22 protein-coding genes and 2 pseudogenes are annotated in these 26,257 nt (G+C 61.4%); 14 read left to right on the top strand and 10 right to left on the bottom strand.

Annotated elements, in window-relative coordinates; all coding sequences use genetic code 11:
- Positions 1–60 precede the first annotated feature (60 nt).
- The 3 genes from C2E15_RS10655 to C2E15_RS10645 form a co-directional block, all read right to left on the bottom strand.
- Positions 61–1,242: a sugar transporter gene (locus C2E15_RS10655; protein ID WP_104957342.1), complete on the bottom strand. Its 1,182-nt coding sequence runs from the start codon at positions 1,240–1,242 to the stop codon at positions 61–63.
- A gap of 386 nt (positions 1,243–1,628) precedes the next feature.
- Positions 1,629–1,889, bottom strand: a complete 261-nt coding sequence (locus C2E15_RS10650) for a hypothetical protein (RefSeq protein ID WP_146108546.1) — start codon at positions 1,887–1,889, stop codon at positions 1,629–1,631.
- A gap of 369 nt (positions 1,890–2,258) precedes the next feature.
- Positions 2,259–3,686, bottom strand: coding sequence for an MFS transporter (locus C2E15_RS10645; RefSeq protein WP_104957340.1), 1,428 nt, complete (start codon positions 3,684–3,686; stop codon positions 2,259–2,261).
- A gap of 117 nt (positions 3,687–3,803) precedes the next feature.
- On the opposite strand from C2E15_RS10645, the gene C2E15_RS10640 reads away from it, so the two are divergent.
- From C2E15_RS10640 to C2E15_RS10625, 4 genes and pseudogenes are all read left to right on the top strand, one after another.
- A complete protein-coding gene (locus tag C2E15_RS10640; protein ID WP_104957339.1) occupies positions 3,804–4,664 on the top strand; it encodes a helix-turn-helix transcriptional regulator in 861 nt (286 codons plus the stop codon).
- A gap of 103 nt (positions 4,665–4,767) precedes the next feature.
- Positions 4,768–5,862 carry an MFS transporter gene (locus C2E15_RS10635; protein WP_104959150.1) on the top strand — a complete coding sequence of 365 codons (1,095 nt, stop codon included), beginning with the start codon at positions 4,768–4,770 and terminating at the stop codon, positions 5,860–5,862.
- Positions 5,863–6,081: 219 nt separating this feature from the next.
- Entirely contained in the window at positions 6,082–6,567 is a 486-nt protein-coding gene (gene oqxR, locus C2E15_RS10630; RefSeq protein WP_104957338.1) for an efflux pump transcriptional repressor OqxR, read from the top strand.
- Positions 6,568–6,952: 385 nt separating this feature from the next.
- A pseudogene (locus tag C2E15_RS10625) lies at positions 6,953–7,392 on the top strand (alpha/beta fold hydrolase); the annotation flags it as partial.
- A gap of 24 nt (positions 7,393–7,416) precedes the next feature.
- Here C2E15_RS10625 and C2E15_RS10620 read toward each other — a convergent pair.
- Complete coding sequence (locus C2E15_RS10620; RefSeq protein ID WP_104957337.1) at positions 7,417–7,659, bottom strand: hypothetical protein; 243 nt, start codon at positions 7,657–7,659, stop codon at positions 7,417–7,419.
- 248 nt (positions 7,660–7,907) lie between these two features.
- Between C2E15_RS10620 and C2E15_RS10615 the strand changes: the two genes are divergently transcribed.
- From C2E15_RS10615 to C2E15_RS10600, 4 genes are all read left to right on the top strand, one after another.
- On the top strand, positions 7,908–8,261 hold the full coding sequence (locus tag C2E15_RS10615; protein ID WP_104959149.1) for a helix-turn-helix domain-containing protein: 354 nt from the start codon (positions 7,908–7,910) through the stop codon (positions 8,259–8,261).
- 136 nt (positions 8,262–8,397) lie between these two features.
- Entirely contained in the window at positions 8,398–9,753 is a 1,356-nt protein-coding gene (locus C2E15_RS10610; protein WP_104957336.1) for a glycoside hydrolase family 28 protein, read from the top strand.
- Positions 9,754–9,801: 48 nt separating this feature from the next.
- Positions 9,802–10,251: a ribonuclease domain-containing protein gene (locus C2E15_RS10605; RefSeq protein ID WP_104957335.1), complete on the top strand. Its 450-nt coding sequence runs from the start codon at positions 9,802–9,804 to the stop codon at positions 10,249–10,251.
- Positions 10,252–10,263: 12 nt separating this feature from the next.
- On the top strand, positions 10,264–10,524 hold the full coding sequence (locus C2E15_RS10600; RefSeq protein ID WP_104959148.1) for a barstar family protein: 261 nt from the start codon (positions 10,264–10,266) through the stop codon (positions 10,522–10,524).
- 199 nt (positions 10,525–10,723) lie between these two features.
- On the opposite strand, the gene C2E15_RS10595 is transcribed toward C2E15_RS10600, so the two are convergent.
- The 3 genes from C2E15_RS10595 to C2E15_RS10585 are packed head-to-tail and all read right to left on the bottom strand — an operon-like array spanning position 10,724 to position 17,510.
- Positions 10,724–13,144: a virulence factor SrfC family protein gene (locus tag C2E15_RS10595; RefSeq protein WP_104957334.1), complete on the bottom strand. Its 2,421-nt coding sequence runs from the start codon at positions 13,142–13,144 to the stop codon at positions 10,724–10,726.
- Positions 13,141–16,110 (bottom strand): virulence factor SrfB, encoded by a 2,970-nt coding sequence (locus C2E15_RS10590; protein ID WP_104957333.1) that lies wholly within the window; start codon positions 16,108–16,110, stop codon positions 13,141–13,143. The genes C2E15_RS10595 and C2E15_RS10590 overlap by 4 nt, the downstream gene beginning before the upstream one ends.
- A gap of 2 nt (positions 16,111–16,112) precedes the next feature.
- Positions 16,113–17,510, bottom strand: coding sequence for an SrfA family protein (locus C2E15_RS10585; protein ID WP_104957332.1), 1,398 nt, complete (start codon positions 17,508–17,510; stop codon positions 16,113–16,115).
- 658 nt (positions 17,511–18,168) lie between these two features.
- Here C2E15_RS10585 and C2E15_RS10575 point away from each other — a divergent pair.
- Complete coding sequence (locus C2E15_RS10575; protein ID WP_038626107.1) at positions 18,169–18,351, top strand: con-10 family general stress protein; 183 nt, start codon at positions 18,169–18,171, stop codon at positions 18,349–18,351.
- Between the two features lie 470 nt (positions 18,352–18,821).
- Here C2E15_RS10575 and C2E15_RS10570 read toward each other — a convergent pair whose 3' ends face one another.
- Entirely contained in the window at positions 18,822–20,000 is a 1,179-nt protein-coding gene (locus C2E15_RS10570; protein ID WP_104957330.1) for a benzoate/H(+) symporter BenE family transporter, read from the bottom strand.
- A gap of 86 nt (positions 20,001–20,086) precedes the next feature.
- On the opposite strand from C2E15_RS10570, the gene C2E15_RS10565 reads away from it, so the two are divergent.
- Positions 20,087–20,635 carry a helix-turn-helix domain-containing protein gene (locus tag C2E15_RS10565; protein WP_104957329.1) on the top strand — a complete coding sequence of 183 codons (549 nt, stop codon included), beginning with the start codon at positions 20,087–20,089 and terminating at the stop codon, positions 20,633–20,635.
- 173 nt (positions 20,636–20,808) lie between these two features.
- On the opposite strand, the pseudogene pqqU reads toward C2E15_RS10565, so the two are convergent.
- Positions 20,809–22,956: pseudogene (pqqU, locus tag C2E15_RS10560) on the bottom strand (TonB-dependent receptor PqqU).
- Between the two features lie 263 nt (positions 22,957–23,219).
- On the opposite strand from pqqU, the gene C2E15_RS10555 reads away from it, so the two are divergent.
- The 4 genes from C2E15_RS10555 to C2E15_RS10540 all read left to right on the top strand — a co-directional run bounded on the left by C2E15_RS10555 (position 23,220) and on the right by C2E15_RS10540 (position 25,652).
- Entirely contained in the window at positions 23,220–24,089 is an 870-nt protein-coding gene (locus C2E15_RS10555) for an NAD(P)-dependent oxidoreductase (RefSeq protein ID WP_104957328.1), read from the top strand.
- 147 nt (positions 24,090–24,236) lie between these two features.
- Positions 24,237–24,560, top strand: coding sequence for an antibiotic biosynthesis monooxygenase family protein (locus C2E15_RS10550; protein ID WP_104957327.1), 324 nt, complete (start codon positions 24,237–24,239; stop codon positions 24,558–24,560).
- Entirely contained in the window at positions 24,553–24,945 is a 393-nt protein-coding gene (locus C2E15_RS10545) for an amino acid-binding protein (RefSeq protein ID WP_104957326.1), read from the top strand. Before C2E15_RS10550 ends, C2E15_RS10545 begins: the two co-directional genes overlap by 8 nt.
- The gene (locus C2E15_RS10540; protein ID WP_245912378.1) at positions 24,942–25,652 is read left to right on the top strand and encodes an ArsR/SmtB family transcription factor; all 711 of its coding nucleotides are present in this window, start codon (positions 24,942–24,944) and stop codon (positions 25,650–25,652) included. Before C2E15_RS10545 ends, C2E15_RS10540 begins: the two co-directional genes overlap by 4 nt.
- 253 nt (positions 25,653–25,905) lie before the next feature.
- On the opposite strand, the gene C2E15_RS10535 is transcribed toward C2E15_RS10540, so the two are convergent.
- Entirely contained in the window at positions 25,906–26,253 is a 348-nt protein-coding gene (locus C2E15_RS10535; protein WP_104957324.1) for a hypothetical protein, read from the bottom strand.
- Positions 26,254–26,257 lie beyond the last annotated feature (4 nt).

Here is a 26,257-nt window from a genome sequence, read left to right as displayed (position 1 = left end):
AACGCAGCTATAAAAAAGGGCGGATAGTGATATCCGCCCTCTGTTCACAGGCAATCTTAATCAGCCATTGCTGCGCAGCTGCGGATAACGACGGAAGATAAAGATGCACCAGAACAGCGCCAGCAGGCCGATAATAGCCCCGACGTTGCCTACGTCCGCCATCTTAAAGTGCAGGCTGACCTGGTTGCCGAGCAGTGCGCCAGCGCCGATGCCGATATTATAGATACCAGAAAACAGCGACATCGCCACGTCGGTGGCGTCCGGCGCCAGCGACAGCACGCGCACCTGCATCGCCAGGCCGATGGTCATCATGCCCATGCCCCAGACAATGCACAGCACCGATACCGCAAACGGATGCACCGCCGCGAACAGCAGCAGCCCCATGCAGATCGTAATCAACCCGATAGCGCTCAGCAGCAGTGCGGAAGGGAACTTATTACCCAGCACGCTGAAGATAATGCTGCCCACAATACCCGCCGAGCCAAAGATCAGCAGCAGGAAAGTGGTGAAGTTCTCGCCCTGTGAGGCGATGATCTGCATAAACGGCTCGATATAGCTGTAGGCGGTATAGTGCGCTGTTACCACCAGCGTCACCAGCAGATACATGCTGACCAGCGCCGGGCGCTTAAACAGCATCGGCACGCTGCTGAGCGAACCGGTATGCTCGCTGGGCAGCTTCGGCAGCAGCTTGATCAGCATCAGCATCAGTACCAGCGCCGAGGCACCAATCATGCCGAAGGTGATACGCCAGCCCAGATACTGCCCAATGATGCGGCCAATCGGAACGCCTAACACCATCGCCAGCGCGGTGCCGGTCGCCAGCATACTCAGCGCCTGCGTTTTTTTGCCGGCGGGCGCGACACGGATCGCCAGCGAGGCGGTGATCGACCAGAACACGGCGTGCGATAAGGCGATGCCGACGCGCGAGGCGACCAGGACCCAAAAGCTCCACGCCATCAGCGACAGAATATGGCTCAGGAAAAAAATCAGGAAAATACCGGTCAGCAGCAGGCGACGCTCCATATTGCGCGTCGCCAGCATTAGCGGCAGCGACATCAGCGCTACCACCCAGGCATAAATCGTCAACATGACGCCAACTTCTGGCGTTTTCATCGAAAACGAGGCGGCAATATCGGAAAGCAGGCCCACCGGCACAAACTCGGTGGTGTTAAAAATAAAAGCTGCCACAGCCAGCAGGACAACGCGTAGCCAGGCCGTTTTACGGGATACAGGTGTTTGCATGGGATTAAATCGATGCCAGACGCTAAAAACAGTAAACAGGATTGATGCTTTTATCACCAAAGAGTGATGTGCATCACATTTGTTATCTATTGTGGTCGATTTATAGCGTGAGCGAAACAGTCGGTTAAAAAAAATTATCGTCCGCCGCCAGTTACATAGCCGGGGAGATTTAAATTGTCCGCCGCCAGTTACATAGCCGGGGAGATTTAAATCGTCCGCCGCCGGTTACATAGCTGGGGGGACTGAAATCGTCCGCCGCCGGTCATATAACGGGGCTGTTTAGATCGCCCGCCATAGAGCCGGGATGGTTTAGCAAGAACCCGAGCCGGCCGCGCGCTCCGGCGCCGCGCGTAACATTAACGACGCGGCGTCAGCGCGTTAACGCGTCAACAGGAAAGCAGCGGGGCGGCAGGCAGCGCCGATTTTTTCATTGAGGGCTTTTTCAGCGGGCGCTGACCACAGCTCTCGCAGATCTCCGCCCGCAGGTAATATTTGCGCGCCTGCTTGACCGCATCCAGCTGCGAATAAAAGGTGCCGAGAAAGAAACGCTCTTCTAATGGCGCAAGGAGAGGGCAGTCGGCGGTATGTACCCGATGAATAGCGGAACGCCCTGTTTTTTTATTCACGTAGTAATATTTAGCCATCATCTACTCCTTAGCTATGAAATAAATTGCAACATAATGAATTTTATATAGCGAATTTAAACGAAAAGCCAATTAAGCAGTATTTATTGTAAAAAATAATAATGACCAAACCTGAATCAGGGTGGGGAATTGGATTATTTGTTTTATAAAACAACAGCTTAAATAAATTTGGGTGCAAAAGGAGAGAGACGCTAAGCCAGAATGATTATTAATTTCTTCCGGCGTCACGTAAAAGGAGAGGCGTCATAAATATGTTTCAAATTATTCGAATAATTATTGCGGGAATATTCAGAATTTATGAGGAAGCGGTAATATCAGCGGATTTACCTCTTCAGGGATAAATAAAAGGGCCGGCAAATCCGGCCCCGGCTGTTATTCCTGCGGCGCAGCCGTTTGCCGGCAGGCGGCTACAGCGAAGGTACGGCGCGACCACAGGGTGCGCGCCGCCAGCGCCAGCATCAGCAGCCACTCCACCGCCAGCGTCGCCAGCACCGCGTGGCGATAGTCGCCCTGCAGCAGCATCTGGGTAAACACCGATCCCAGCGCCATCGGGCCCATGCCGAAAGCAGCCTGTTGCACCGTCGACAGCGTGGCGCTGCCGGCGCCGGCATAGTCGCGCGGCACATCGGCCATGCCGATACGGTAAAAAGTACTGACGATCAGCGCCTGTCCGCCACCGATCACCAGCGTGGCGGGCATCAGGGTCAGCACGCCGATCGATGCCCAGCCGTAATAGAAGGTCGCCATTAGCAGCAGCAGGCCGCTCATCTGAATGGCGCAGCCCAGCAGCAGGGTTGCGCGTTTGCCCAGACGCTCGACAATGCGCGTCGAGCAGATTGACACCAGGAAATAGGCGACGCCGAGGGCGATAAAGGCGTTGCCGGAGGAAAAGGCGCTCATGCCCGCGCCCGACTGCAGCGTCAGCGCCACGGCGAACATAAAGCCGCTCCAGCAGCTGAAGAACAGCACCGCCAGGCTGATGCCGAAGCGCATGCTGGGCAGGCGCAGCAGCAGCGGCGGCAGGAGCGGCGCGCCGCCGTGTTTTTCCAGCGCCAGCTCGGTGCGCCACAGCTGCAGCAGCAGCAGCGGAAACAGCGCCAGCAGCAACAGGCATGGCCAGGTCCAGTGCAGCACCGGCCCCAATGCCAGCGCCACCATTAAGCTGCCCGTCGCGCCCGCCAGCAGCAGGGTGCCGGCGATATCCAGCGGCAGCGGCTGCGGATTGCGGGTTTCCGGAATAAAGCGACGCGCCGTCAGCAGGATCGCCAGGCAGACCGGCAGGTTGATAAGAAACACGCTGCGCCAGCCGTAGCCTGCCACGTTCGCGCCGATAAGAAAGCCGCCCATCACCTGACCGATAATAAACGCCAGCCCGCCGATGCCGCCATACAACCCGATAGCGCGGGCGTGTGCGCGGCCCTGCAGCGTTACGTGCAGCGTGGCGAGGATTTGCGGCACCACCAGCGCCGCGCCCACGCCCTGCAGCGCGCGCGCCAGCAGCAGCGTGCGCACATCGGTCGCCACGCCGCACAGCAGCGAAGCGATGGCAAACAGCCATACGCCGCAGATAAAAATCTTGCGGCGACCAAAGTTGTCTCCCAGCCGGCTGCCCATCGCCAGGCAGACGGCAAACGCGATGCCGTAAATCGCTACGATCAGCGCCAGCTCTATAGCCGACGCCCGCAGGCTGGCAGACATAGCGTCAAGGGCAACATTAACAATGGAGAAATCGATCATCGGCAGCAGCTGCCCCGCCAGCAGCACAATCAGCCCGGCCCGTCCCAACGTGGTTCTGTTCATCATGCGTCTCTTGTGTTTGTCACAGGTGAGGCATAGCATCATCGATTCATTAAACGGGTACCAGTTCTTGCTTATCATGGTACCAGCGCTACCTGTCTGCGCAGCAAAGAGGATGAGATGACCAACGCCACCCGTAGTGACATCCAGGAAAAATCAAACCATCGTCTGCTGGGCGAGTTTTTGCGCAGCCGTCGTGAAAGCCTCGATCCGGTACGGCTGGGGCTGCCGCGCCTGCGCCATCGTCGGACGCCGGGGCTGAGACGTGAAGAGGTGGCGCAGCTGGCCGATGTCGGCGTCACCTGGTATACCTGGCTGGAGCAGGGGCGGGAGATTAAAGCCTCAGCGAAAACCCTGTCGGCGATCGCGGCGGCGTTACAGTGTAACGAGGCGGAAACCCAGCATCTGTTCCGTCTTGCAGGCCAGGTTTGGTCGGCCGGCAGCGCGGGGAAAGCGTGCGAACGCCTTTCGGCGCATACGCGCATCATGCTGGACAGCCTTAATCCGCTGCCGGCGGTGGTGCAAAACCAGCGTTTCGACATTATGGGCCACAACCAGGCCTGGGCGCGCCTGATGAATGTTGATGTAGAGACGCTGCCGGAAGAGGAGCGCAACTGCATGTGGCTGGCGTTTAACCACGCCGGCTGGCGCAGCGCCGTGGCGGACTGGCACGAAGTGATGCCGCAAATGGTCGGGATGTTTCGTGCGCAGATGGGCGAGCATCTGGGCGATCCTGTCTGGGAAGGTTTTCTTGAACGGCTGCTGGCCAGCTCCGCCGAGTTCCGCGATACCTGGCAGCGTTACGAACTGCGCAGCATTGAAAACCGGGTCAAATATTTCTGTCACCCGCAGGCGGGCCGGCTGGCGCTGCGCCAGAACAACTGGTGGTCTGCGCCGCGCAACGGCGATCGGCTGATGGTCTATATGCCGGACGATGAGGCCAGCGCCCGTGCGCTGCAGCTGATCACCTCTTCAGACTAAGCAGGAACAGCGGATTGCAACAGAAAATCGCTTTGCCCGGCCTTGCCGGGATCGTCTCGCTGGGGCAGTGCAAATCGTCGCCTGGGGCGGATCTTTTTATATTATGGCGGTACTGGCTGCGCCGGTTAGCCAGGAAACCGGCTGGTCGCAGCAGTGGATCTACGGCGCGCTGTCGCTGGCGATCCTGATTTCCGGACTGCTGGCGCCGTTAAGCGGACGCATTATCGCCCGTACCGGCGGGCGCGCCATGCTGGCCGCCAGCGGCGCGGTGATCGCCGCCGGGCTAACGCTGATTGGGCTAAGCCATGCGCTGTGGCTGTTTCTGCTGGCATGGGCGGTTATCGGCGTCGGGATGGCGATGGGGCTGTATGATGCGCTGTTCGCCACGCTCGGCACGCTTTACGGCGGTGCGGCGCGGCGCGCCATCACCAGCATCACGCTGATTTCCGGCTTCTGCACTACGCTGGTCTGGCCGTTTTGCGCCTTTTTGATTGCCTGGCTGGGCTGGCGTCACGCCTGCTTCGCCTATGCCGCGCTGCTGCTCTGCAGCGTGCTTCCCGCTTATCGGTTCGCGCTGCCGCCGGGCGGCGGCCAGAAGGCGCCGACGGGCCGAGCGCAACAGCCGGGCGGACAGGCGCTGCCGGGGCGCTTGTTCTGGCTGCTGTGCGCCATTTTCACCCTGGCATCGGTGATCATGACCGCCATCTCAGTGCAGCTGATCGCGCTGCTGCAGGCGCAGGGCTATTCGCTGGCCGGCGCGCTGGCGGTCAGTGCGGTGCTGGGACCGTGTCAGGTGGCGTCGCGCGTGGTGGATATCGCCTTTAAGCGTGGACATCCGATCTGGACCGCGCTTTTCTCCGTGGGGCTGGTCGCGCTGGGGCTGCTGATGCTGACGCTGTTTCCGCATCTGGCGATCGCCAGCATGCTGATTTACGGCGCGGGCAACGGCCTGCGCGCCATCGTGCGCGGCACGCTGCCGCTGGTGTTGGTCAGCGCGCAGGATTACGCTCGGGTTACCGGCCGGATGGCGCGTCCGGCGCTGATTGGTCAGGCGCTGACGCCGCTGGTCGGCGGCTGGCTTTTCCACTCGTTTGGCGCGCAGGCAACGCTGTTGACGCTGTGCGCGCTGGCGCTATTGAATGTGCTGCTGACGCTGCTGCTCAGGGCGCAGCTGCCGCGCGATCGGGCGCCCGCATGAAAGAACGGCGTCAGGGCAGGGGAGCGGCCTGCGGCGCCAGATGAAACTGTCGGGCGGCGACAGTTTTCATCAATGCCGGAGGCGCTGAATTGTGATTATGTGCCTTGCGCCGGAGCCCTTCTTCAATAAAGCAACCGTGTTTGTTATATTATTTCGCATTGATTCTTCACAGCCGCGGTGCCAAAAAGAACAATATTCGCCGCAACTCAGGATGATGAAATGTTAGATTACCGCTTCCCGACAGCTCTGCAGATGGTCTTAAGCGTAGCGATGGCGGAGCAGTCGGGTAAACGTTCCACCAGCGCCATACTGGCGTACGGGCTGGAAGCGAACCCCAGCTTTATTCGTAAGCTGATGGTGCCGCTCACGCGCGACGGCATCATTGTCTCTACCTTAGGCCGTACCGGCTCTATCCATCTTGGCCGTCCCGCCGATCAGATTACCCTGCGCGATATTTATGTTTCGGTAATTGAAGATAAGAAAATCTGGGCGTCGCGCCCGGAAGTGCCGGCGCGCTGCGTGGTGAGCGCCAACGCCTGCTGGTACTTTAAGGCGATAGCCGAAGAGGCGGAAGAGGCCTCGCTGAAAGTGCTGGCCAGGCGCACCGTTGCAGATGCGCTGGAGGAGCTAAAAACGCGAGATACCAGCGGCTGCGAGGCGGTGCCCGAGCCGGAGCCGGAAATCAGCTGTAAAAAGAGCCGCTAAATGCGGCTTTTTTGTTGCCGCCGGGGGCCTGTTTATCAGGAGATCGGGCACGGCAGCCTGAGGCAGGCAGGTTAATCACTTTAAATTAGTTACAACATACATATAGAGCAATAAATAATAACCACCTCAGCAATGTGCCAACGCTAAGCAGGGAAAAGCCAGGGCCGTGAGCAGAGCAAGCGAAGAATGCGGCGGCTGCAGCCTGAGAGGGCTGAAGGTGGCAAGGTGGGAAGCGGATGGCTATGGGCACCCGGCGCTAAAAGAGCCGGGTGAGCTGTGAATCAATGGGCGCAATCAGAATAAACAGCGCCGGGCGCGGCTCAATCCGCCGCGCTCGCAGTAACGCCATCCGTTAGTCTGTTTCATGCTGACGCGAGCGAAAGGCCGAGAGTACAGGGCAGAACCGACGCCGGAAAATCGCGCCGCGCTGCGCGATTTCCCTACGCCGGCCTCGGTTAAATGGCAATATCTGCAGGGCGTTCCCGCTCCCAGCCTGGTGTCGCCCAATGGCTATACGCTTGAAGGCTTCCAGGTATCGCGCCCGGGCAATGAAGATATTCAGCTGGATCTGCTGCTGGACTACGCCTCCAACGTTGAAAACTATCCCCATTTTCAGGCTTATTTCCGCGCTTATCAGCCGCCGCTGCTGGCCGTCTGGGGCAAAAACGATCCCTATTTTCGGCCGGCGCGCGCGCCTGGCAACGTGACTTGCCCGACGCAGATATCCGTTTCTATGATACCGGGCACTTCGCGCTGAAAACGCACGCGTCAGCGATCGTCCCGGTTATCCTGGCGTTTCTCGACACCAACCTGCACCACAGCTAAGAGCGGGGCGCGGCGGCAGGGCGGCTAGCGCGCAACGCGCGGATGCCACAGCCATTCCCACTGCTGCTCCAGGCGCCGGCTCGCTTCGTCGGCGCTTACCGCGCCGGCCTGTTCGCCGACAAAGGCGCTTAGCACGCTGCTCAGCTCGATTTCCACCTGGCCCCGTTCCGACATACGCCACGCCAGCCGGCCGGAACGCATGGCGTTTTCCAGCTGCGCGCGCGATTTACGGGTAATTTTTTCCACTTCAGACAAGACAAACCACATACCTGCACTCCGCCAGCTCATACCTATCACTGGTATCGGCAGAAACTCTCGGTTCCTGAGGCGCAAAGCGATATTTCTTTATTTACAATCGTTTACCTTGCGGCAAGCCGCACGGCGTCGCGGCGGCAGTGCAGGGAGCCACATTTAATGTATCAATATAATTTGCAATTTCAGGCAAATTCAGTCACCGTTAAAGTGTAACTGCAACTGATACTGATACTATTAGCCCTGGCGACGGGAGAGAGATGATGAGAAGTGACGCCTTTATTCACGATTTAATCGACTGGATTGACAACAATATCGAAGGCAGGCTGGATCTCGATACGGTATCCGAACGTGCCGGCTATTCCAAATGGCACCTGCAGCGGATGTTTAAAGAGCATACCGGCTATCCGCTGGGCGAATATATTCGTTCACAGAAGCTGAAAAAATCGGCCGACCGCCTGACGACCAGCAACGAACCGATCCTGAACGTCGCTATCTCGCTCGGCTTTGATTCGCAACAGTCGTTCAACCGCAGCTTTAAACGCCAGTTCGGCAAAGCGCCGGGCGCATGGCGTCGCAGCGTTGTTCAGCAGCACGGTAAATCACTGCAGAGCTGAGCGAGCGCCAGGGCCGGTCTTCCCGGCCCGCGTTGTGAAACATTTCACACTTCTCTGCCTTATCAGCTTATTGAAATAGCGTTTCAATAATATCCGTGATGGGATAACGGCACCGTTTGCCTTCGGAGCCTGCCTGATGCTGATCTCCCTTGACGACTATCATCCCATTGCGGATGGTCAAACCCCTGATACCCTCTGTTTTCAACGTGCGCTCGACGATATCGCCTCGCGCGGCGGCGGCACGCTCTATATTCCTCCCGGGCCCTACCTGATCGGATCGCTGGCGCTGCCGGCCAATCTGACGCTGCACCTTGCGGCAGGCGCCACGCTGCTGGCCAGCTCCCGGCCGGAAGATTACACCCATCCGGCGCAAAGCCAGGCGGAATGCTCGACGCGCGCGCTGCTCTACGCCAGCGGCAAAAGCAATATTGTTATCGAAGGAAAAGGGCGTATCGACGGCAATGCCGCCGCCTGGTTCGCCGTCGGGGCGGACAGTCAGGGCTACCGGCTGCCGCTGCCCAATCGGCCGCGCATGCTGGTGCTGGAGGCGTGCCGTCAGGTTACGCTACAGGATTTCACCATCGAGCAGGCACCGATGTGGACGGTGCATCTGGTGGGCTGCGAGCAAGTGCGCATCAGCCGTTTGTGCATCGATAACGACCTCACCATGGCCAATACCGACGCGCTGGATATCGACAGTTGCCGCTACGTGCATATCAGCGACAGCTATTTCAGCGCCGCAGACGACGGCATCTGCATTAAAACCACGCGCAAGCCTGCGCCGCTGCGCGGTCCCGCAAGGCATATCACCATCACCGGCGTGATCCTGCGTTCCAACAGCTGCGCGTTGAAAATCGGCACCGAAACCCATGACGATATTGAAGATGTGGTGGTGACCGGCTGCACCATCCTCGATTCCAACCGCGGCATCGGCCTGCTGAGCCGCGATGGCGGCCGCTTCCGACGCATCGCCTTTAGCCATATCACCTTTACTTGCCGCTACGGGCCGCCGGTTCACTGGGGAAAGGCAGATCCGGTATTTATCTCCGTCCGGCCGCGCCATGCCGACGTGGTGCCCGGCGATATCGCCTGGGTCACTTTCAGCCATCTGACCGGGACGATGCATGGCGCCATCAATCTGCACTGCGAAATCCCCGGCGCGCTGCGCCATATCAGCTTCAGCCATCTGCTGATCGATCAGCTCGACAGCGCGCATCCGGACCAGAGCGGGTATGACATACGGCCGCCCTGCAATCCGGCTAATCCTGGCGGCATGGGGATGGACAACGCCTATGCCATCAATCCCGCCACCCAACGGCCGTGGGGCGTAGAGCCGTGGCCGGAGGGGATGCCGGGCTTCTACGCCAGTGGCGTAACGGGGCTGCGTCTGAGTGAGCTGCATATTCAGCGGCCCGATCCGCTGCCGCCGGGCTGGCATCCGCAGCCGATCGTTAAGCGGGACTGCAGCGACGCGCCGGACGTTTCGGTGTGACCATCGGGCTGTTATAGTGGCCGCCTCGTTATTTAGCTGCTGAAAACTATGTCTAAAAAACTCTGGATCGGCCTGATTTTTGTGCTGGTCGCCGCTTTTATCGGCCTGCGTCCTCATCTCAACCCGCATCCGCCTGCCGCGCCCACGGCAGTGGCAAAAGGCGATATCAGCGCGCTGACCGCCGATCGTCAGGTCGCCGGCTACCTGCGCCAGCATCAGCGCCTGCCGGATTACTATCTGACCAAGGCGCAGGCGCGTCGTCAGGGCTGGGAGCCGGCAAAGGGCAATCTCTGCCAGGCGCTGCCGGGGCGCGCCATCGGCGGCGATCGCTTTGCCAATCGTGAGGGCGGGCTGCCCGCGCGCGCCGGGCGCAGCTGGTATGAGGCGGACGTTAACTACCGTTGCGGCCGCCGCAGCAGCGATCGGCTGCTCTATTCCAGCGATGGCCTGATCTACCTGACCACCGATCATTACCGCACTTTTCAACGTCTGGAGTAACCCGTGCTGGAAATGCGCTTTGATTTTTCCATCATCGCCTGTCGTACCGACTTCTATCGCTGTTTTGCCGCACAGAGCGGCGTCGGCGACCATTTTGGCGCCAACCTTGATGCGCTCTGGGATGCGCTGACCGGTGACATCGCGCTGCCGGCGCGTATTGTGCTGTGTCATGCGCCGTCGCCCGATCAAAGCGGCGAGCTGGCGGCGATTTTTGACCTGCTGGAAGAGGCGCAGCAAACGCTGCAGGGCGCGCTGGCGCTGCATTATTGCTGAGCGTCAGGTCAAGGAGGGCGGCGGATAACAGAGCGGATAAGCGCCGAAGAGAGATGGCGCGCGCGGGTGCCGCATGATAGCGGATGGCCGTTAAAGGGATGCAGCGGGTAACAGAGCGGATAAAGCGGCGACAGAGTATGGCGCGTCCGCCAACCGGCACCATCGCCTGCGCGCCCGGCCGACGCCGGGCGCGTTCTGCTTACGACTGGATCAGCGTCAGCGCCTGCTGCAGCGGCAGGCGCGCCGCGTCGTCGATATCGCTGCCGCCCGCATAGCCGTTATTTTCCACAATCAGCGTGTTCAGCCCAACCAGCCAGTCATAAATATAAAATGCGGTGGTGTTGGCCGGCGCGGCGGAAAGCCGCGTCAGGCGCTGCGCTGCGCCGAAGCTGACAGCCGGGGTTTGCGGCTGCGCGAAAATCTTGTGGCCGCGGTTAACGCGGCTGTCGGGACGCGTCTGCGCGTCACGCTTCAGGAAGCCGAGCCAGGCGACAAAATCGCCCAGCACCGTCAGCGCGCGCGAGACCTGACGATCTACCTTGCCTTCGCGCGGGGCGTTAGCCGCCTCATGTTCGGTCAGGGTGCGCAGCAGGCTGCCGGCGACATCAAGACGGAAGCTGGCGGTAATCAGCTCTTCAACCAGCATCTGCAGCGTGCCCTTGCTGACGCCGAGCAGCGACAGCAGGCCATCGTTTTCCGGCAGGCTGCGCAGATGATGGATCCAGTAGCGCTGCACGTTATGGGCGAACAGGCTGTCGCTGTCGGGCGAAGCCTCTTCGGCCTCGCTGGCCAGCGTCGGGTCGGGCTGGCTACTGAACAGGTCGAATTCAAAGCCGATGCCGAAATGGCTGCTGGGCAGATTCGGCGCGCTCTGCACGCTTTGCGCGCCGGCGGCAGCCTGCTGCTGCTGTTGCGGCAGCAGATAGATGGCGCGCAGCTGCTCGCGCGAAGGCTGCAGCCGCTCCAGCAGTTCTCCATGCAGCCCGGTACGGGTTTGCAGCGCCTTCAGCAGGTTATCGGCGATCTGCTGCTTCTGTTGCAGATCATTGACCGGCTGCGCCCAGTTGGCCAGCAGGCGATCGCCCAGTTCCAGCCGCAGACGCTGTAAACGTTCTTTCAGGCGCGCCAGCCGCTCCAGCGGCTTTACCTCCGCCTGCAGCCAGGCGGCCATACGTTCGATGCCACCCGCATCCTGCGCCAGCATCGAACCCCAGTCGCTACCGGCGACGCCGGTTTGCCGCTGCACGGCTTCGTCGATATTCGCCTTCTGCAGATAACGGCCATCGAAGCGCGTAACCGCCCAGATCAGCACCGGTTTTTGCGCGCTCGGCCTGTCGCCGTCGCCGCGCTGCATGGTCTTCAGCCACTGGGTCAGCATACGGCCTACCAGGCTGGCGTCCTGACGCTCGCTGGCGGCAGTGCAGACCAGCAGGCGATCCAGCCCCTGGCGCTCACCGTAAAACTCCAGAAACAGCGCGCGTCGGGCGCGCATCAGACGTGCCGCCAGCGGATGGCGCTTCGCTGCCTGCGCTTGCTCGTCGCGCGTCTCTTCATCCAGCGCGGCGCCGTAGCCGGGAATATCTATTGCCTCCACCTGGTCGAACAGCGCCTGACGCGGCGGCGTCGAGAGCGGGATCAGCACCTCCAGCGTCAGCAGCTGCAGCTCCGCCAGCGACAGCGGCACCGGACGCACGCCGCGATCGGCGACGCAGGGCACCACTTCCACCAGGCGCTCCTGCGCGCCATTGAGCGTGGCCGCCGCGTTGCTGAACAGCAGTTCGGCGGGCAGCAGCGATTCATCCACTAACAGTGAGAGCGGTGCCTGCACGCGCGGCGCATGATGCAGAGCGTGCAGGGTATGCGCCAGCTGACGCCAGAGCGCGGTCAGGGTCTCATCATCATTCCACAGCAGCGCAAACAGCTGGGCGCGGTCATCCACGCTCAGCCAGGGCGCCAGTTCGCACGCCTGCGGCCAGAAGTGGCGATTCAGCAGCGCCGCGCGGCCGCTATCCTGACGGCGGCTAAAATCCCACAGCGCCACCAGCTCTTCGCTGGCGAGGCCGTTAACCGGCTGCGGCTGCCGCAGACGCTGCAGATGCTCCAGCCGCGCCTCAAGGGTTTTCGCCTCGCTGTCGCCTTTCGGCTGCAGCAGAAAGGCCATCAGCACCATGCGCGTCATTTCCGCTTCGCTCAGCAGCGACAGCGACAGCGGCCTGGCGGCATCTTCCACGTCATACAGGTGGCTGAAACGGGTCGCCATGCCGTAATCCTGATTGCCGGGATTGATATGGGTCAGGTAGTCGAGCGCCTTGCCCGCCAGCTGGGTGGTCAGGCGGCCCTGCGCATCGCCGACCAGCGCCTGCAGCAGCGATGCTTTGCCCGCCTGCGACAGGCCATAAAAGCCGATGGCGCTTTCGCCGGGCTGCGCGCGCTGCATCTGGCGCAGCTGATATTTACCGCGACGCAAAGAAAGTTTCAGGCCATCCGCTTCCATATCGAGACGCGACGACTGCGTGCGCTGGCTGTCGATCCAGGCCAACGCCCGATCGATGCCGCTGTTCATTTCCTCAACCTGCTGGCTGAAGGGCGAGGCCTGCTGTTTCAGCGTAACGGCTTTCATTTCTTAAATACGCTCCCGCTGTCGATCCAGTATTGGGCATTGGCATTGCCGCTGGCGGACAATGTATTCAGTTTAAGACTTAGCTGCGATAACGGCACGCGCGTGCCGTCGTCGAGCCGGGCATCGGCCAGCACAAAGCGCTCCGGCGCGCCGGACTGCGCCCCTTGCTCCACCGCCAGCTTCACGCGCAGTACGCTGTCGCCGGCAACCTTGCGCGCCAGCTGCGCGTCGTTGATCGTCAGGCTGTAGAGCGGCGACGCCAGCCAACGGTCATTATCCAGCTGCCGGAAGCCCAGGCAGACGTTGCCGCGGATCTGGAAGCTGCTTTTGCGATCCGGCGTCCAGTTCGGGTCATCGAGGTCGATTTCGCTGTAGCAGACGTTATCGCTGGTCAGCGCGTGGCTGTCGTCGAGCATACCGAGATAGCGGATCGTTGAGTAGGGCTGGAAATCGCCCGCCTTAAACCAGAAGCTCGACAGACGTAAATCGAGCGCCAGCAGGCAGAGCATCGCCCCGACGGCGGCGGTCGATTTCGGGTTATCGATGCGGCCCATTTTATTAAACGGATACCAGTCGCTGGTGTGATAGCCCTCCAGCGACAGAATGCGGCTGCCCGGCAGCGGCTGCAGATGGCGGAACAGCGCCTGTACGCCCGGGAAGCGCGACGGCCGCCCGGTCAGCAGCAGCACGTCGCAGCTGTAAAGCGACACCACTTCCGCCATCGAGCGCAGCGCCGGCACAATCGCCATGCGGTGCGACAGGAATTCGCCGTGCAGCTGGCTCAGGCTGACTACCATCGGCACCTGCAGAATATCGAAGCTCTGCTGGCCGCCGAGCGCGCGCTGCACCTCGCCGTTGATATAGTCCAGCACCGCCGCGCCGGGGCGCTGCGTCAGCAGTTCGCCGTAAAGCGCTTCGATCTCGGCGCTGACGTCAAGCGGATCGTAGGTCTCATAGCGCTCCAGCACCGCCTGTGCCAGCGGAATAAACAGCTGGAGCGTCGCCTGCTGGCGCAGGGTGGAGAAGCCGTCCATGCGCCCGTCGTAGCCGAACAGCTTATCCAGCAGGCTGTCGGGGTTCGCCAGGCCTGCCTGTTTCAGCGCGCCGTTCAGCGCGGGCAGCACATAAAGCTGGATCACATCCAGCAGAATATCGTCGCCCGCCACCTTAAAGCCTTCGCGGAACAGCAGGCGCGGATTGATCTTGACGTTATTGCCCTGGCCGTCGTCCAGCGCGTAATGGGTAATCGCCAGGTCGGTGGTGCCGCCGCCGATATCGATCGAGGCGATGCGCAGCGTTTTGCCCGCCGGTTCGTCGGCGTCGCGCAGGCGATCGGGGCGCGCCATGCTGGCGAAGAACGCCTCAGCGCGTCCGGCGAAATTGACCTGGGTTTCGTTGAACAGGTAAACCATCTGGCCGCAGGTTGCTTCATCCCACTCCATCTGTACATCGGGCACCGGACGGAGGCTCAGCGCCTTGTCGCGATCTGTCTCAAAGCCAACATCGGCCGGATGCCAGCCCATCGCTTTCCAGACCAGCGCGATGGCGTCCTGCATGCGGCGGCGAAAAATTTCGCGCTCCGGCTTCGGCATCGCCGAAGGCAGGGTAAGGATGATGTGGCGCAGCTGACGCGGCGCGTAGCTGTGCGGCATTTTCTGTCGCTGGGCGGCGCTGTTCATCTGCATCATCGCCTGCGCCAGCAGTTCGCTGAGCATAAAGGTCATCAGTGAGCTGCGGCTGTAGTGGGCGGAGAAAACCGGCAGACGCTCATCTTCCTCGACCTGCCACAGCGGTTCGCCCTCATCGTTAATCAGGGTCATCAGAGGTTCGGCGATCGCCTGCGGCTCGATACGATCGGCGCGGTTAAAGCGCCAGCCGGCGGCGTAGCGCGCCTCGTCCCAGAGGTAGCGGCGCGGGCTGGAGATGCCGGTCGCGCCTTCGGTACCGGCGCGTTGCAGCGCCATCCGGCTCGCTTCGCGGCCGACGCGCGTCAGCGAAGGCCAGACGAAAGCGTCATCACGGCCGCTCTCCACGGAAAAGTTCTTTTTGCCGAAGCTCGCTTCGGCAAATTCAACACGGCTGTCGAACATTTCGTTATAGATGCGGTGCGGCTGCGAAAGATCGCGCAGCTGCAGCTCGTAGGTCTGCTTCAGGCCGTTGACTTCGTCAGGGTGATCTTCCACCAGAATGCCGCAAGTGTGGGAATTGCCGACATCGAGGATCAAATCGACGTTGACCACCGGCTCCTGCAGGGTAGCGGTCAGTACGCGAATATCGGTCAGCGCCAACTGGCTGCCGAGCAGTTCCAGCAGGTTGAGATAGTGTGCCTGATATTCGAACTCGCGCAGCGCCATTTTGATCTCGTGGGCGTGACGCGTTTCGCGCTCGGCGGCGCGCTGGGTAAAGATCTCGCGCAGCCAGCCGTCGACCCAGGTCAGATCGAGAAACTCGCCCAGCTCATAGTTATGCCAGGCGAGCGCGAAGCCGACGCCGTTGTTGGCATCGGCGGGCGTCAGCATCAGGTGCGCCTGTTCGCTCTCTTCGGCACAGGTTTGGGTATCAAACGCCAGCATCACGCGGTGCGTGTTGCCTTCCGCGTCGGGCTGATCCAGCGCTGCGATCTGCAGGCGCGCCCAGTTTTCCGGGCCGCCGATAAACTGACGCGGCGGGGCACAGCGCAGGATCGGCAGCGGCAGCCATACGCCGGCCAGCAGATCGAGCGACTGCGCCAGCGTGGTGGTGCATTCGGGCTTCACCACCTCCGGCGCGGCGCCGTTCTCCTGCGGCAGCAGAAAGCGGCCGCTGGCGGCATCCTGCGTGACGCGCAGCAGCGGACCGTTGGCCGTCTGGCGCACGAAGTTACGCGGCTGGCTGTCGCTCAGGGCGATGGCGAAATCAAGAAACTGGATGCCGCTTTCGGCAATCAGGGTAATTTTCTGTTTAAAATCAGTGATGGGCGCCAGCATTCTTATTTACTCTCACGCTTGATCGACATCGGGTAAGTGACATCATTGCCAAATTGCGCTTCACACACGGCGGCGCCATCTCCCTGTTTACATACCAGCTGCGGCATTTTGTAACGGGTGCCGTTCGCGCAGCGGGCGGTATAACGGCTGTTAATAATCAGGTTGCCTGAACTCATCAGGCCGGCGGTGGCTTCCGCTTTACAGCGTGTACCGTCGCCCTGAATCAGCGTGGCGCTGCCTTTGCCGTCGCGGAACTGATAACGCAGGCTCGGCGCCTTAAAGCCCGGCATATTGCTGAGCTGCAGCGAAACACGCCAGTTGCCGTCGAGGAAACGGGTCGAGCCGTTGCGCACCGCGTGCGTCGGCATCACCAGCGCATCTTTCGCCACCGGCATAGCCGGCGCCGGTGCGGCGTCAGTCGGCGCGGGCGTTTCCGGCGCGGCGGCCGGCGCAGGCGCGGCCACCACGGCGTCGCGGAGCGGCAGGGTATCGCGCAGCGCCAGCGATTTCGCCTGGGTTGCCGCCGGAATAATCGCGTGCGGCCTGCTATCCGCTTCCGGCGCTTGTTCCGGCGCGGCTGCGATCGGCTGTTCGGCATGGTGCGGCCAGAAGCTTACCGCCAGCGCGGCGGCGATCGCCAGCGTCAACGGCACCACTGTCCACAGCAGACGGCGCGAACGCTTCGCGGGCGCGGCCGGCGTCGCAACGGCTGGCGCGGCTTCGCTCACGGTCTCATTGTCATTCTCGTTGTCGCTGAGTTCGGTCATCGCCTGATAGGCGCTGACCGGCGCGGAGGCGGGCGGCGGCGTCACAGGCGGCGGGGCGATAACTGGCTCAGGTGTCGCCGGCACAGGTGTCGGGGCGGCTTTCGGCAGCGGCGCGGCCACCAGCGGCTCGTCGGAAAGCGGCTCCGGCTGCAGCGTGGTGCGCAGGCACGCCAGCGCATCGCTGCGCGAACGCTTATCCAGCTCGACAAAGCCCCAAAAGGTCAGCACCGGGCGGCCATCCACCAGGTAGACATATTGACGATCGGGAAACTGAAAGGCTTTGCTGAGCAGCGCGCCGAACAGCTTCAGCGCCGGTTTATCGGCGCTGAGCGCACGCTGGCTGATGGCGGTCATCGTCTGCTGATGGTTTTCCAGCTGGCTCAACGCCTGCTGGCGCTCGCTTTCACTGGCGGCATTCCAGGATTTTACCCGGCCGGAGAAGGGGGCGTACCAGTCGATACGGTCGCCGCGCTCATTGGCCTGCGGGATTGCCAGGCAGTCGGCGAGTTTTTGCTGCTTGCGCAGGCGTAGCGTTTCGCGTAGCTGAAGCGCAGAAAGGTAAACCGGCTGGCCGTTTTCTCCTAAAGCGAGTACGGCATCCAGGTTTCCGCTGCGTAAGAATGTTTTTGCCACCTGTGAGGGCCCTTATTTGACGCTGCCAGAGGCAGAAAATCGTGTGGTATCGGCGATTCGGGTGATTTTATCCGTGCATGAGGCAAATCAAACGTCAGAAAAGAGCGCGTATTTGGTTGATATTCATATGACAACGCGCGGGACAGCCGCTGTGGGCTGTCCGGTAAGGCATTAAGACGCATCGGCTTCATTAAAAAAGCGTGCGTTTCGTTTGAGCCACAGCCGCGAGCGTATCAATGTGCCGCCATCGTCCAGCAGGAGGAAAACCGCATTACCCATAATAAGGGGAACGAATTTTCTCTGACGACACACCCTGTCTGAGCGGAACCATTTTATCGACATGATCCACCCTGTCCCGAAGTTACTGAGCATAGATTTAAACCTGCATGAGATTAACGAAAAAATGTCGGCTTGCATCTTAATTTTCAGTGTTTTAGGAATAGTCTTAAACGGCCTGTGCATTATGTTTTTCTCTGCTAATTCGGTAATTAAAACAACTGCGGCACCCGCTCTTATACTGTTTCCGCACGACGAAATAGGGTGATAAAAATAGTTGCACTTCGGTGTTCAGCTTCTACATTTAATAACGTTGTTCCGCTTACTTATCTCCTGTCGGGAGTAAGTTGACTACTTGAATGTTAAAAAAAGAGGAATTGTTATGACTCAATATCGTGGTGGTGCTGGTAATTTCGCTAACGATCGGCAACGTGCATCTGAAGCGGGCAAGAAGGGCGGCCAACGCAGTGGTGGCAACTTCAAAAACAATCCGCAGAAGGCGTCAGAAGCGGGGCGCAAAGGTGGCCAGAACAGCCACGGCGGAGGACGTAAGCCCGCAGAATAAAGATTAACCGCAATTCCATTTTTTAACGCCCTTTCACTCCGGCCTGATAATGGTTATTCAGCCGGAGTGTTTTATTTCTCCCGCATGCGCTATTTTAAGCCACCTACCTCTTTCATGTTATTCACAGGCTGATTAATATTCCTTAACGCCGTCAGGAAATATATTTTCTTGCGCCGGATTCAGGTAAAAGCGCGTATTAATATTCTGCCGCGATGCCTCTCTACGATCGCCATACCTGGACAAGAGATGAGGGTCTTGTACAACTATTTCCTGTGCTGGTTAAAAAATGACGTAAATAACGTCTTGTTCTTATTAACGAAGCCGGGGAATTAATTCCACTGCGCACCAGGGCCGCCCGTTTCTACAGCGCTGGAATGAGGTCTGACGAGTGACAAAGGTGACAGCGGTTTCGCTGTGAACGTCTTATAAACGCGCCTCCTGTTGTCGACGAAATAAAATAACCGCGCCGCCTAATTGCGTGGCCGCAGGCTTAACAGACGCCATGCGACCGCGCCGGCGAATAATCCCCAAAAGGCTGCGCCAATACCGCCCGGCGTAATGCCGGAAGCGGTAATCAAAAAGGTGATCATCGCCGCATCGCGGCTATTTTCCTGCTCCAGCGCGCGCTGAATACTGCCGGTAAGGGTGCCAAGCAACGCCAGCCCGGCCAGCGTATGAATAAGCGTCGGCGGCAGCGCGGTAAGCAACAGCGCGACTGCGCCACCCGATAGCCCGGCCAGCAAATAGAAAACGCCGGCGATGGCCGAAGCGACCCAGCGCCGTTGCTTATCGGGATGTACCTCATCGCCCATGCAGATGGCCGCGGTAATGGCGGCGATGCAAACGGAAAAGCCGCCGAACGGCGACAGCAGCAGGGCGATCAGGCCCGTCCAGCTGATAAGCGAAGAGACGGGCGGCTGATAGCCGTGCGCCTGCAAGGTGGCGATGCCCGGCGCGTTCTGCGATGCCATCGTCACCAGAAAATAGGGCAGGCCAACCCCCAACAGCGCAGAGAGAGAAAACTCCGGCATCACCGCCTCGGGCCAGCGCAGCGTCATCAGCGGCTGCGCGATATGCAGATCGCCGCGCGCCAGCGCCAGCAGCAGGCCGGTCAGCAGCGTGACGATAATCGCGTAGCGCGGCAGCAAAACCCGCGCCAGCAGCCAGGCCGCGCACATCGCGCCGCACAGGGCCAGATCGACCTGCAACCCGGCGAACGCCCCGAGGCCGAAGCGCAGCAGGATCCCCGCCAGCATCGCGGCGGTGATCGCCTGCGGCACCACCTTCATCAGCCGGGCGAACAGACCGCTGACGCCGCACAGCACAATCAGCGCGTTGGTAAACAGAAAGATGCCAATGGTCTGCGGCAACGTGATGCCATGCAGGCTGGTCGCCAGCATCGCGGCACCGGGGGTCGACCAGGCGGTAAGGATCGGCTGGCGATACCAGATCGACAGCCCGAAAGAGCTGATCCCCATCGCCAGACCCAGCGCGGTGAGCCAGCCGCCGATCTGCTGCGCCGTCGCGCCTGCGGCAGCGGCGGCCTGAAACACGATCGCCGCTGAGCTGGCGTAACCGACCAGTGTCGCCACCAAACCGGCGATGATAAGGGTAACGCTAAATGAGGGTTCACGCTGCGCCGCTGACATAGTATGCTTGCTCCTTGTGCGTTATAGCGCACAACATAGCATCGTGCGCTATAGCGCACAAGCGGGTAGAGGCAACAGGAGAAGAGATGGACGCTTTAGCACAACACCTGGCGCAGACGCTGAAGACGCTGCGCGCCGGGCGGCAATGGAGTCTGACGCAGGCGGCGGAGCAGAGCGGCGTCAGCAAGGCGATGCTGGGTCAGATCGAACGTGGCGAATCCAGCCCGACGGTGGCCACCTTATGGAAAATCGCCACCGGCTTCGCGGTACCTTTCTCACACTTTATTACGCCCGCCGCGCCTGACGGCGACGCAGTGCGGCGGCCGCCGTTTCAGCAGCAAAATGCGCAGATGCGGGTGACGCCGTTGGTCGATTTCGATGCGCAGCTGGGCTTTGATCTGTTGGCGATTGAGTTTGCTGCGGGCGCCTGCAGTGAATCCGCGCCGCACGCGCCGGGCGTGATTGAGCATGTGGTGGTGATCGAGGGCGAGCTGGAGGTTCAGGTGAACGGCGAGTGGCGGCTGCTGCGCCAGGGCGACGTGCTGCGCTTTAATGCTGATGCGCCGCACGCCTACCGCAACCGCCGCGACGCGCCGACGCTGATCCACGATTTAATCCACTACCCGCGCCCGTAAGCGGCAGCGTGGGCGAAGGCGCAACGCCGCGTCCGTACGGTCAGCACCTTCGCCAGGGCTCCGCTGCGTGGCGGCGCGCGCTTTTCGCGGCTTTTCGCTTTCCAGCCGCGTGCGCACCGGCCAGGCTGGCGGCTTAGCGGCAAGCCTGCCATTACGCGCGGCCTGATCCTTCCCTACTGAAAGGTCCAGCTTAAGGTGGCGCCAACGCCATAGTTGCGGCCCGGCGCCGGTTCAAAGTAGCGGCCGTTACCTTCGTTGACGATCACCGATCCGACATAGTTGCGATCAAACAGGTTATCCACCCGACCGAACAGATCCAGCATCCAGGCGCCGGCGCGCAGCTTATAGCCGCCGTTCAGCGCGGTCACCGCATAGGCGGGCGCCTGCTCGCTATTGCGGTCGTTGGTCTGGATCTGGCTCATATAACGCAGCTCTGCACCGCCGTACCAGCCCGCTTCCGGCGCATACTCCAGCGCCGCCGACGCCATATTGCGCGCGATGCCCGGCAGCCGGTTACCGCGCGGCACCTGTTTGCCGGGGCTGCAGGCGGCATCGCCGCAAACGTTATCACGGTAGGTGGCGTCAAGCAGCGTCCAGGCCATACGCAGCCGCCAGTCGCCGGCAATTTGCTGATCGAGCGCCAGTTCCAGCCCGCGGCGGCGTGTCTGCCCGGCGTTTTTATAGCTGCTGCGGCCGCCGCTTGAGGTATCGACCACGATTTCATTTTGGGTATCGGTCTGGAAAATCGCCGCGCTGAACAGGCCGTTGCCAATGCGGGTTTTGCTGCCGATCTCCAGCGTGTCGCTGGTAGCGGGCTGCAGCCGGTTGTTCAGGCCGCCCTGATCGTCCGCGCGGTAGGAAAGCTCGTTGATAGTCGGCGTTTCAAAGCCGCGACCGGCGGAAGCGTAAATATTCCAGCTGTCGCTCAGCGCATATTTCAGCGAGGCGGCGGGCAGCCAGCGATGATAGCGCGCTTCGCCGCTGTCGTCGCCGTTGCCGGGATGCACATAAAAATCGTTGTCGTCGAAGTTGACGGTGCTAAAGCGTACGCCCGCATCCAGCGTCAGGGCGGAGGTGAGCTGCCACGAGGTTTGCAGATAGGGATCGAGGTTCCACATCAGGTTGCGCTCGTTGCGGCGCAGGTTGCCTTTCTCGCCAAACTGCGGCGCGCCGTGATGTAGCACAAAGTTCTCGTAGCCCCGGCGGCGTTCGTTCAGGGTTTCGTAATCGAGCCCGCCGGTGAGCGTCACCGGCAGCGCGCCCAGCGTGCCGCGGTGCGTCCAGCGCGCGTCGACGCCCTGATAGTGCCGGGTCAGCGCAATCACGCCGCCAGCGTGGCTTGGCTTCAACTGCGGCGCCCGGGGAATCGACTGGTACTGGGTGGTTTCCCGCTCGCCCGCCCAGGCCATCAGGCTGAAATCGTCGCTTTCGCTCATCTGGCGCTGATAGCGCAGGCCCGCCTGCGTCTGCCTGGTGGTTTTGCGTGTATCGTAGGCGTCCGCGCGCGGCGACTGGCGCGGATTATCACGCCACTCGGCACGGGTCAGGCCGCCGGGATCCTGTGCCTTGATATCGACGCTGTTAAACAGCAGCGTCAGGGTGCTGACATCATTAATGCGCACGCCGAGCCGCGCGTTGCCGAGATCCTTGTGGGCGCTGCTGCGATCGCGGTAGCCGTGGGTACTGAAGCGAGTCGCGGAGACGGTGTAATCGACATCGCCTGCCTGGCTGCCGTCGCCGACGGCGCCCTGCGCCTTCAGGCCGTAGCGCCAGCTGCCGAAACTGCCGTAATAGCTGCTGGCCTCCACGCTGGCGGGCTGCACCCCTTTTTGGGTGGCGATATTGATCACCCCGCCGGAGGCGTTACCGTAGAGTGCGGAAAAGGGGCCGCGCAGCACCTCCACGCGATCGACGGAGTTAAGATCGATATTGGACGTCTACCCCTGGCCATCCGGCATGGTGGCCGGAATGTTGTCGACGTAGATGCGCATGCCGCGCACGCCGTAGGTAGATCGCGAGCCAAAGCCGCGAATCGAAATCTGCAAATCCTGCGCATAGTTCTGCCGGTTCTGGATCTGCAGGCCGGGCAGCCCGGAGAGGTTTTCTGACAAATTCACGCGCGGCGCCGCCTGGCGAATATCATCGCCGTAGGCCACGCTGACGGCGGCGGGGGTGTCCAGCTCGGAGAGGCCGCCGGGCGCGGCGCTGACCACCATGGTCGATTCATCGCTGGCGGACCAGGCGCTGGCGCAGCATAACGCCAGCAGGGCCGGCGCCGCGCGCAGGCGAGCCGGTCGGGAAGCAACAGGGATCATTTTCATCAGTAGCGTCCTGCAGAAATAATAACGAACCATCCGTAACAACTGCGCGTAAGCCTGGCACGTCTGTCATATTTTGCAAAACATCGTGACATAAAATTGAGTTAATGCCGCAGAAGCTGCGGCACAGCCGCGCGCCGGCCCGCGCCACCTTGCGCTATGTCGTTGCTTTTGCCGGAAATGATGGCAATCGGCGCGGCGGCGATTTACGCTGTAGCAAAATGCGCCAGGATTAACTGACCTTTACTAAGAAGAAGGACTTCGAGATGAATCAGCATCCCTCTGTAGCAGTGTTGGGACTCGGTGCGATGGGACACGCCTTCGCCGCTAACCTGATAAAAAAAGATTTCCCGGTGGCGGGCTGGAACCGTACCCGCGCGCGCGGCGAGGATCTGGCGGCAGCCGGCATGACGCTGCACGATACGCCGCAGCAGGCGGCCGCTGAGGCGGATGTGGTGCTGGCGATGCTGGCTGACGGCCCGACCACCGAAAGGGTGCTGCAACAGATCGCCTCGTCGCTGCGGCAGAACGCGGTATTCTGCCAGATGGGCACCATCGGCGTGGAAGCGACCGACCGCCTGATCGCCTTTCTGGCGCAGCAGCGACCCGATGTGGTCTATATCGACGCGCCGGTATCGGGTACCAAAGCGCCGGCGGAAAACGCGCAGATCCTGGTGCTGGCCAGCGGCGATCGCCAGCGGGCGGAGAAGCTGGAGCCGGTGTTCACCGCCATCAGCAAAGGGGCGCGCTGGCTGGGCGACGCGGGCGCCGGATCGCGTATGAAACTGGTGGTCAACGTCTGGCTGATCGCCATGATGCAGGGCCTGGCCGAGAGCGCCAGCCTGGCGCGGCAGTTTGGCTTCTCTACCGACGATCTCTGGTCGGTGCTGGAGGGCGGGCCGCTGGCGGCGCCCTACGCCAAAGTGAAACTCGACACCATCAAAGGGGGCGACTACACGCCGCAAATGCACCTGACCTGGGCGCTGAAAGATGCGCAGCTGGCGCTGGACGCCGCCGAAGATCAGTCGATGCCGGGGATGCAGCATATCGCGCAGCTCTGGCAACAGGCGGTTGAGGCGGGCTACGGCGAGCAGGATCTGTCGGTGATCTACCGCTTCCTGACCGGCAAAGAGTAGCGCCAGAGCGTAGCCAGCCTGCGGTTATTGACCGCTTGCTGACCGACAAAGCGCTATGGCAGAAAGCAGCCATGCTTCGGCGGCGGGCGAAGCATCATCGCGCCGGCGTGTATACACTGCAGCGGCAAACCAACCTGAGGGAAAACCATGATTGCCGTTCTTTTTGAAGCAGACGCGGTGCCGGAAAAACAGGCGCGCTATCTACAGCTTGCCGCCGAACTTAAGCCGCTGCTGGCGGACGTGCCCGGCTTTATCAGCCTGGAGCGCTTTCAAAGCCTCGCCACGCCGGGGAAAATCCTCTCGCTTTCCTGGTGGGAAAATGAAGAGGCGGTGCTGAACTGGAAGCGCAACCCGCAGCATCAGGCGGCGCAGGCGGAAGGAAAGCGCTCGCTCTTCTCGCGCTACCGCATTCGCATCGCCCACGTGGTGCGGGAATATGTTGCCGATGCCGGGGAGACGCGCCATGTATGATATTCATGTGATCCTCAGCAACAGCCCCGGCGCGCTGGCGCGGTTCGGCGCCACGCTGGGCCGGCACGGCATCGGGCTGGAAGGCGGCGGCGTGTTTGTTGCCGACGGCGTCAGCCACGCCCATTTTCTGGTGGAGGAGGGCGAGCGGGCGCGGTCGCTGCTGACGGCGGCAGGGTTTGAGGTCAGGGCGGTGACCTCGCCGCTGATCAGGAAGCTGAGCCAGACTCGCCCCGGCGAACTGGGCGATATCGCGAAGGCCATCGCCGCCGTCGGCGTGAATATCCAGGTGCAGTACAGCGATCACCGTCATCGCCTGATCCTGTTGACCGACGACAATACGCGGGCGGGGGCGGCGACGCTGGCGTGGGAGCCACCGGCTGAATGAGCCTGAGCAACACAACATGCACGGCGGCACCCGCCCCCGCGCTGGAAGCAGCCATGGCGGCGCTGGCCGCCGCCATGGCCGATCCCTCCAGAATTGCGATACTCTGCGCGCTGATGGACGGACGCGCCTGGACCGCGACCGAACTGAGTGCGGCGGCGGGCATTGCGCCATCGACGACCAGCGGTCATCTGACGAAGCTGCTGGGCAACGGGCTGGTCAGGTGCCTTTCGCAGGGGCGACATCGTTACTACAGCCTCGCCGGGCAAGAGATCGCCGGGCTGCTGGAAAACCTGATGGGGGTGTCGATGTCCGCGCACGCCGCGCCGACGCCGCGCACGCCGGGCCATCTGCGACACGCACGCACCTGCTATGACCATCTGGCCGGCGAGCTGGCGGTGCGTATTTACGACGCGCTGCTGGCGCAGGCGTGGTTAACGTCGGACGGGCTGGCGCTGACGGCGGCAGGCAGGGCGCAGCTGCTGCAGATGGGCGCGCAGCTTGATCCGCGTCCGCGCCGCAAAGCCTGCTGCCCCTGTCTCGACTGGAGCGAGCGGCGTTTTCATCTTGGCGGCGACGCGGGCGCCGCGCTGCTGCGGCTCTGTCTGCAGGAAGGCTGGCTGACTGGCGTGCCGGGATACCGTGAGATAAGCGTCACGCAGAGCGGCAAACGCGCGCTGCGCCGCCTGTTTGCCATTGATGCCGACTAGCCTGTTCACCAGACGCTGGTTAGCCTGTTTGTCACCAGGCTGGCCAGGCAGTTTACTCGCGGCACCCATCCGCCCGTTTATCGTTAGCGTTCAGGTCTCTTTTTGTCGCCACTCTGTTCGCCATCAGACCGATCGGCCTGCTCGCCGTTACATGGACGCCTCTTTTGCCCGCAGGCGATGGGGCGGCGTGCCGGCGGCCAGATGGCGCCCATAAAAAAACGGGCCGCAGCCCGCTTTTCGGCGTCCGTTATCCTTACTCCGCTTTCTGATACTGCGCCATGGTCGCCTTTTTGCAGGCGTCCTGATCCTGATGGTTTTTCTTTTTCACCGCGTCGGGCAACTGCATATAGGCGGCGGCGACTTTCTCCGCTTCATCCTCGTTAAACTCCGGCTTGTCCATGGCGTACGGCGAGGTGCCGCGCTTCGCCATATCCTTCAGCTTCTGCACATACTGTTCCTGGGTTTGTCCGCTCGCCTGTTGCTCGCCGGTCATGGCGCACAGCCCCACGATATAGGATTCCGCTTGGTTGCTTACATCTGATGCCGCCTGCGCCACGCCGCAGCCCGCCATAAACAGAAGTATCGCCAGTCGCTTTTTCATTACC

Origin of the sequence: Mixta gaviniae, from assembly GCF_002953195.1 — a bacterium.
Lineage (GTDB): Bacteria > Pseudomonadota > Gammaproteobacteria > Enterobacterales > Enterobacteriaceae > Mixta > Mixta gaviniae.
This window is presented reverse-complemented; position numbering and strand designations above follow the sequence as displayed.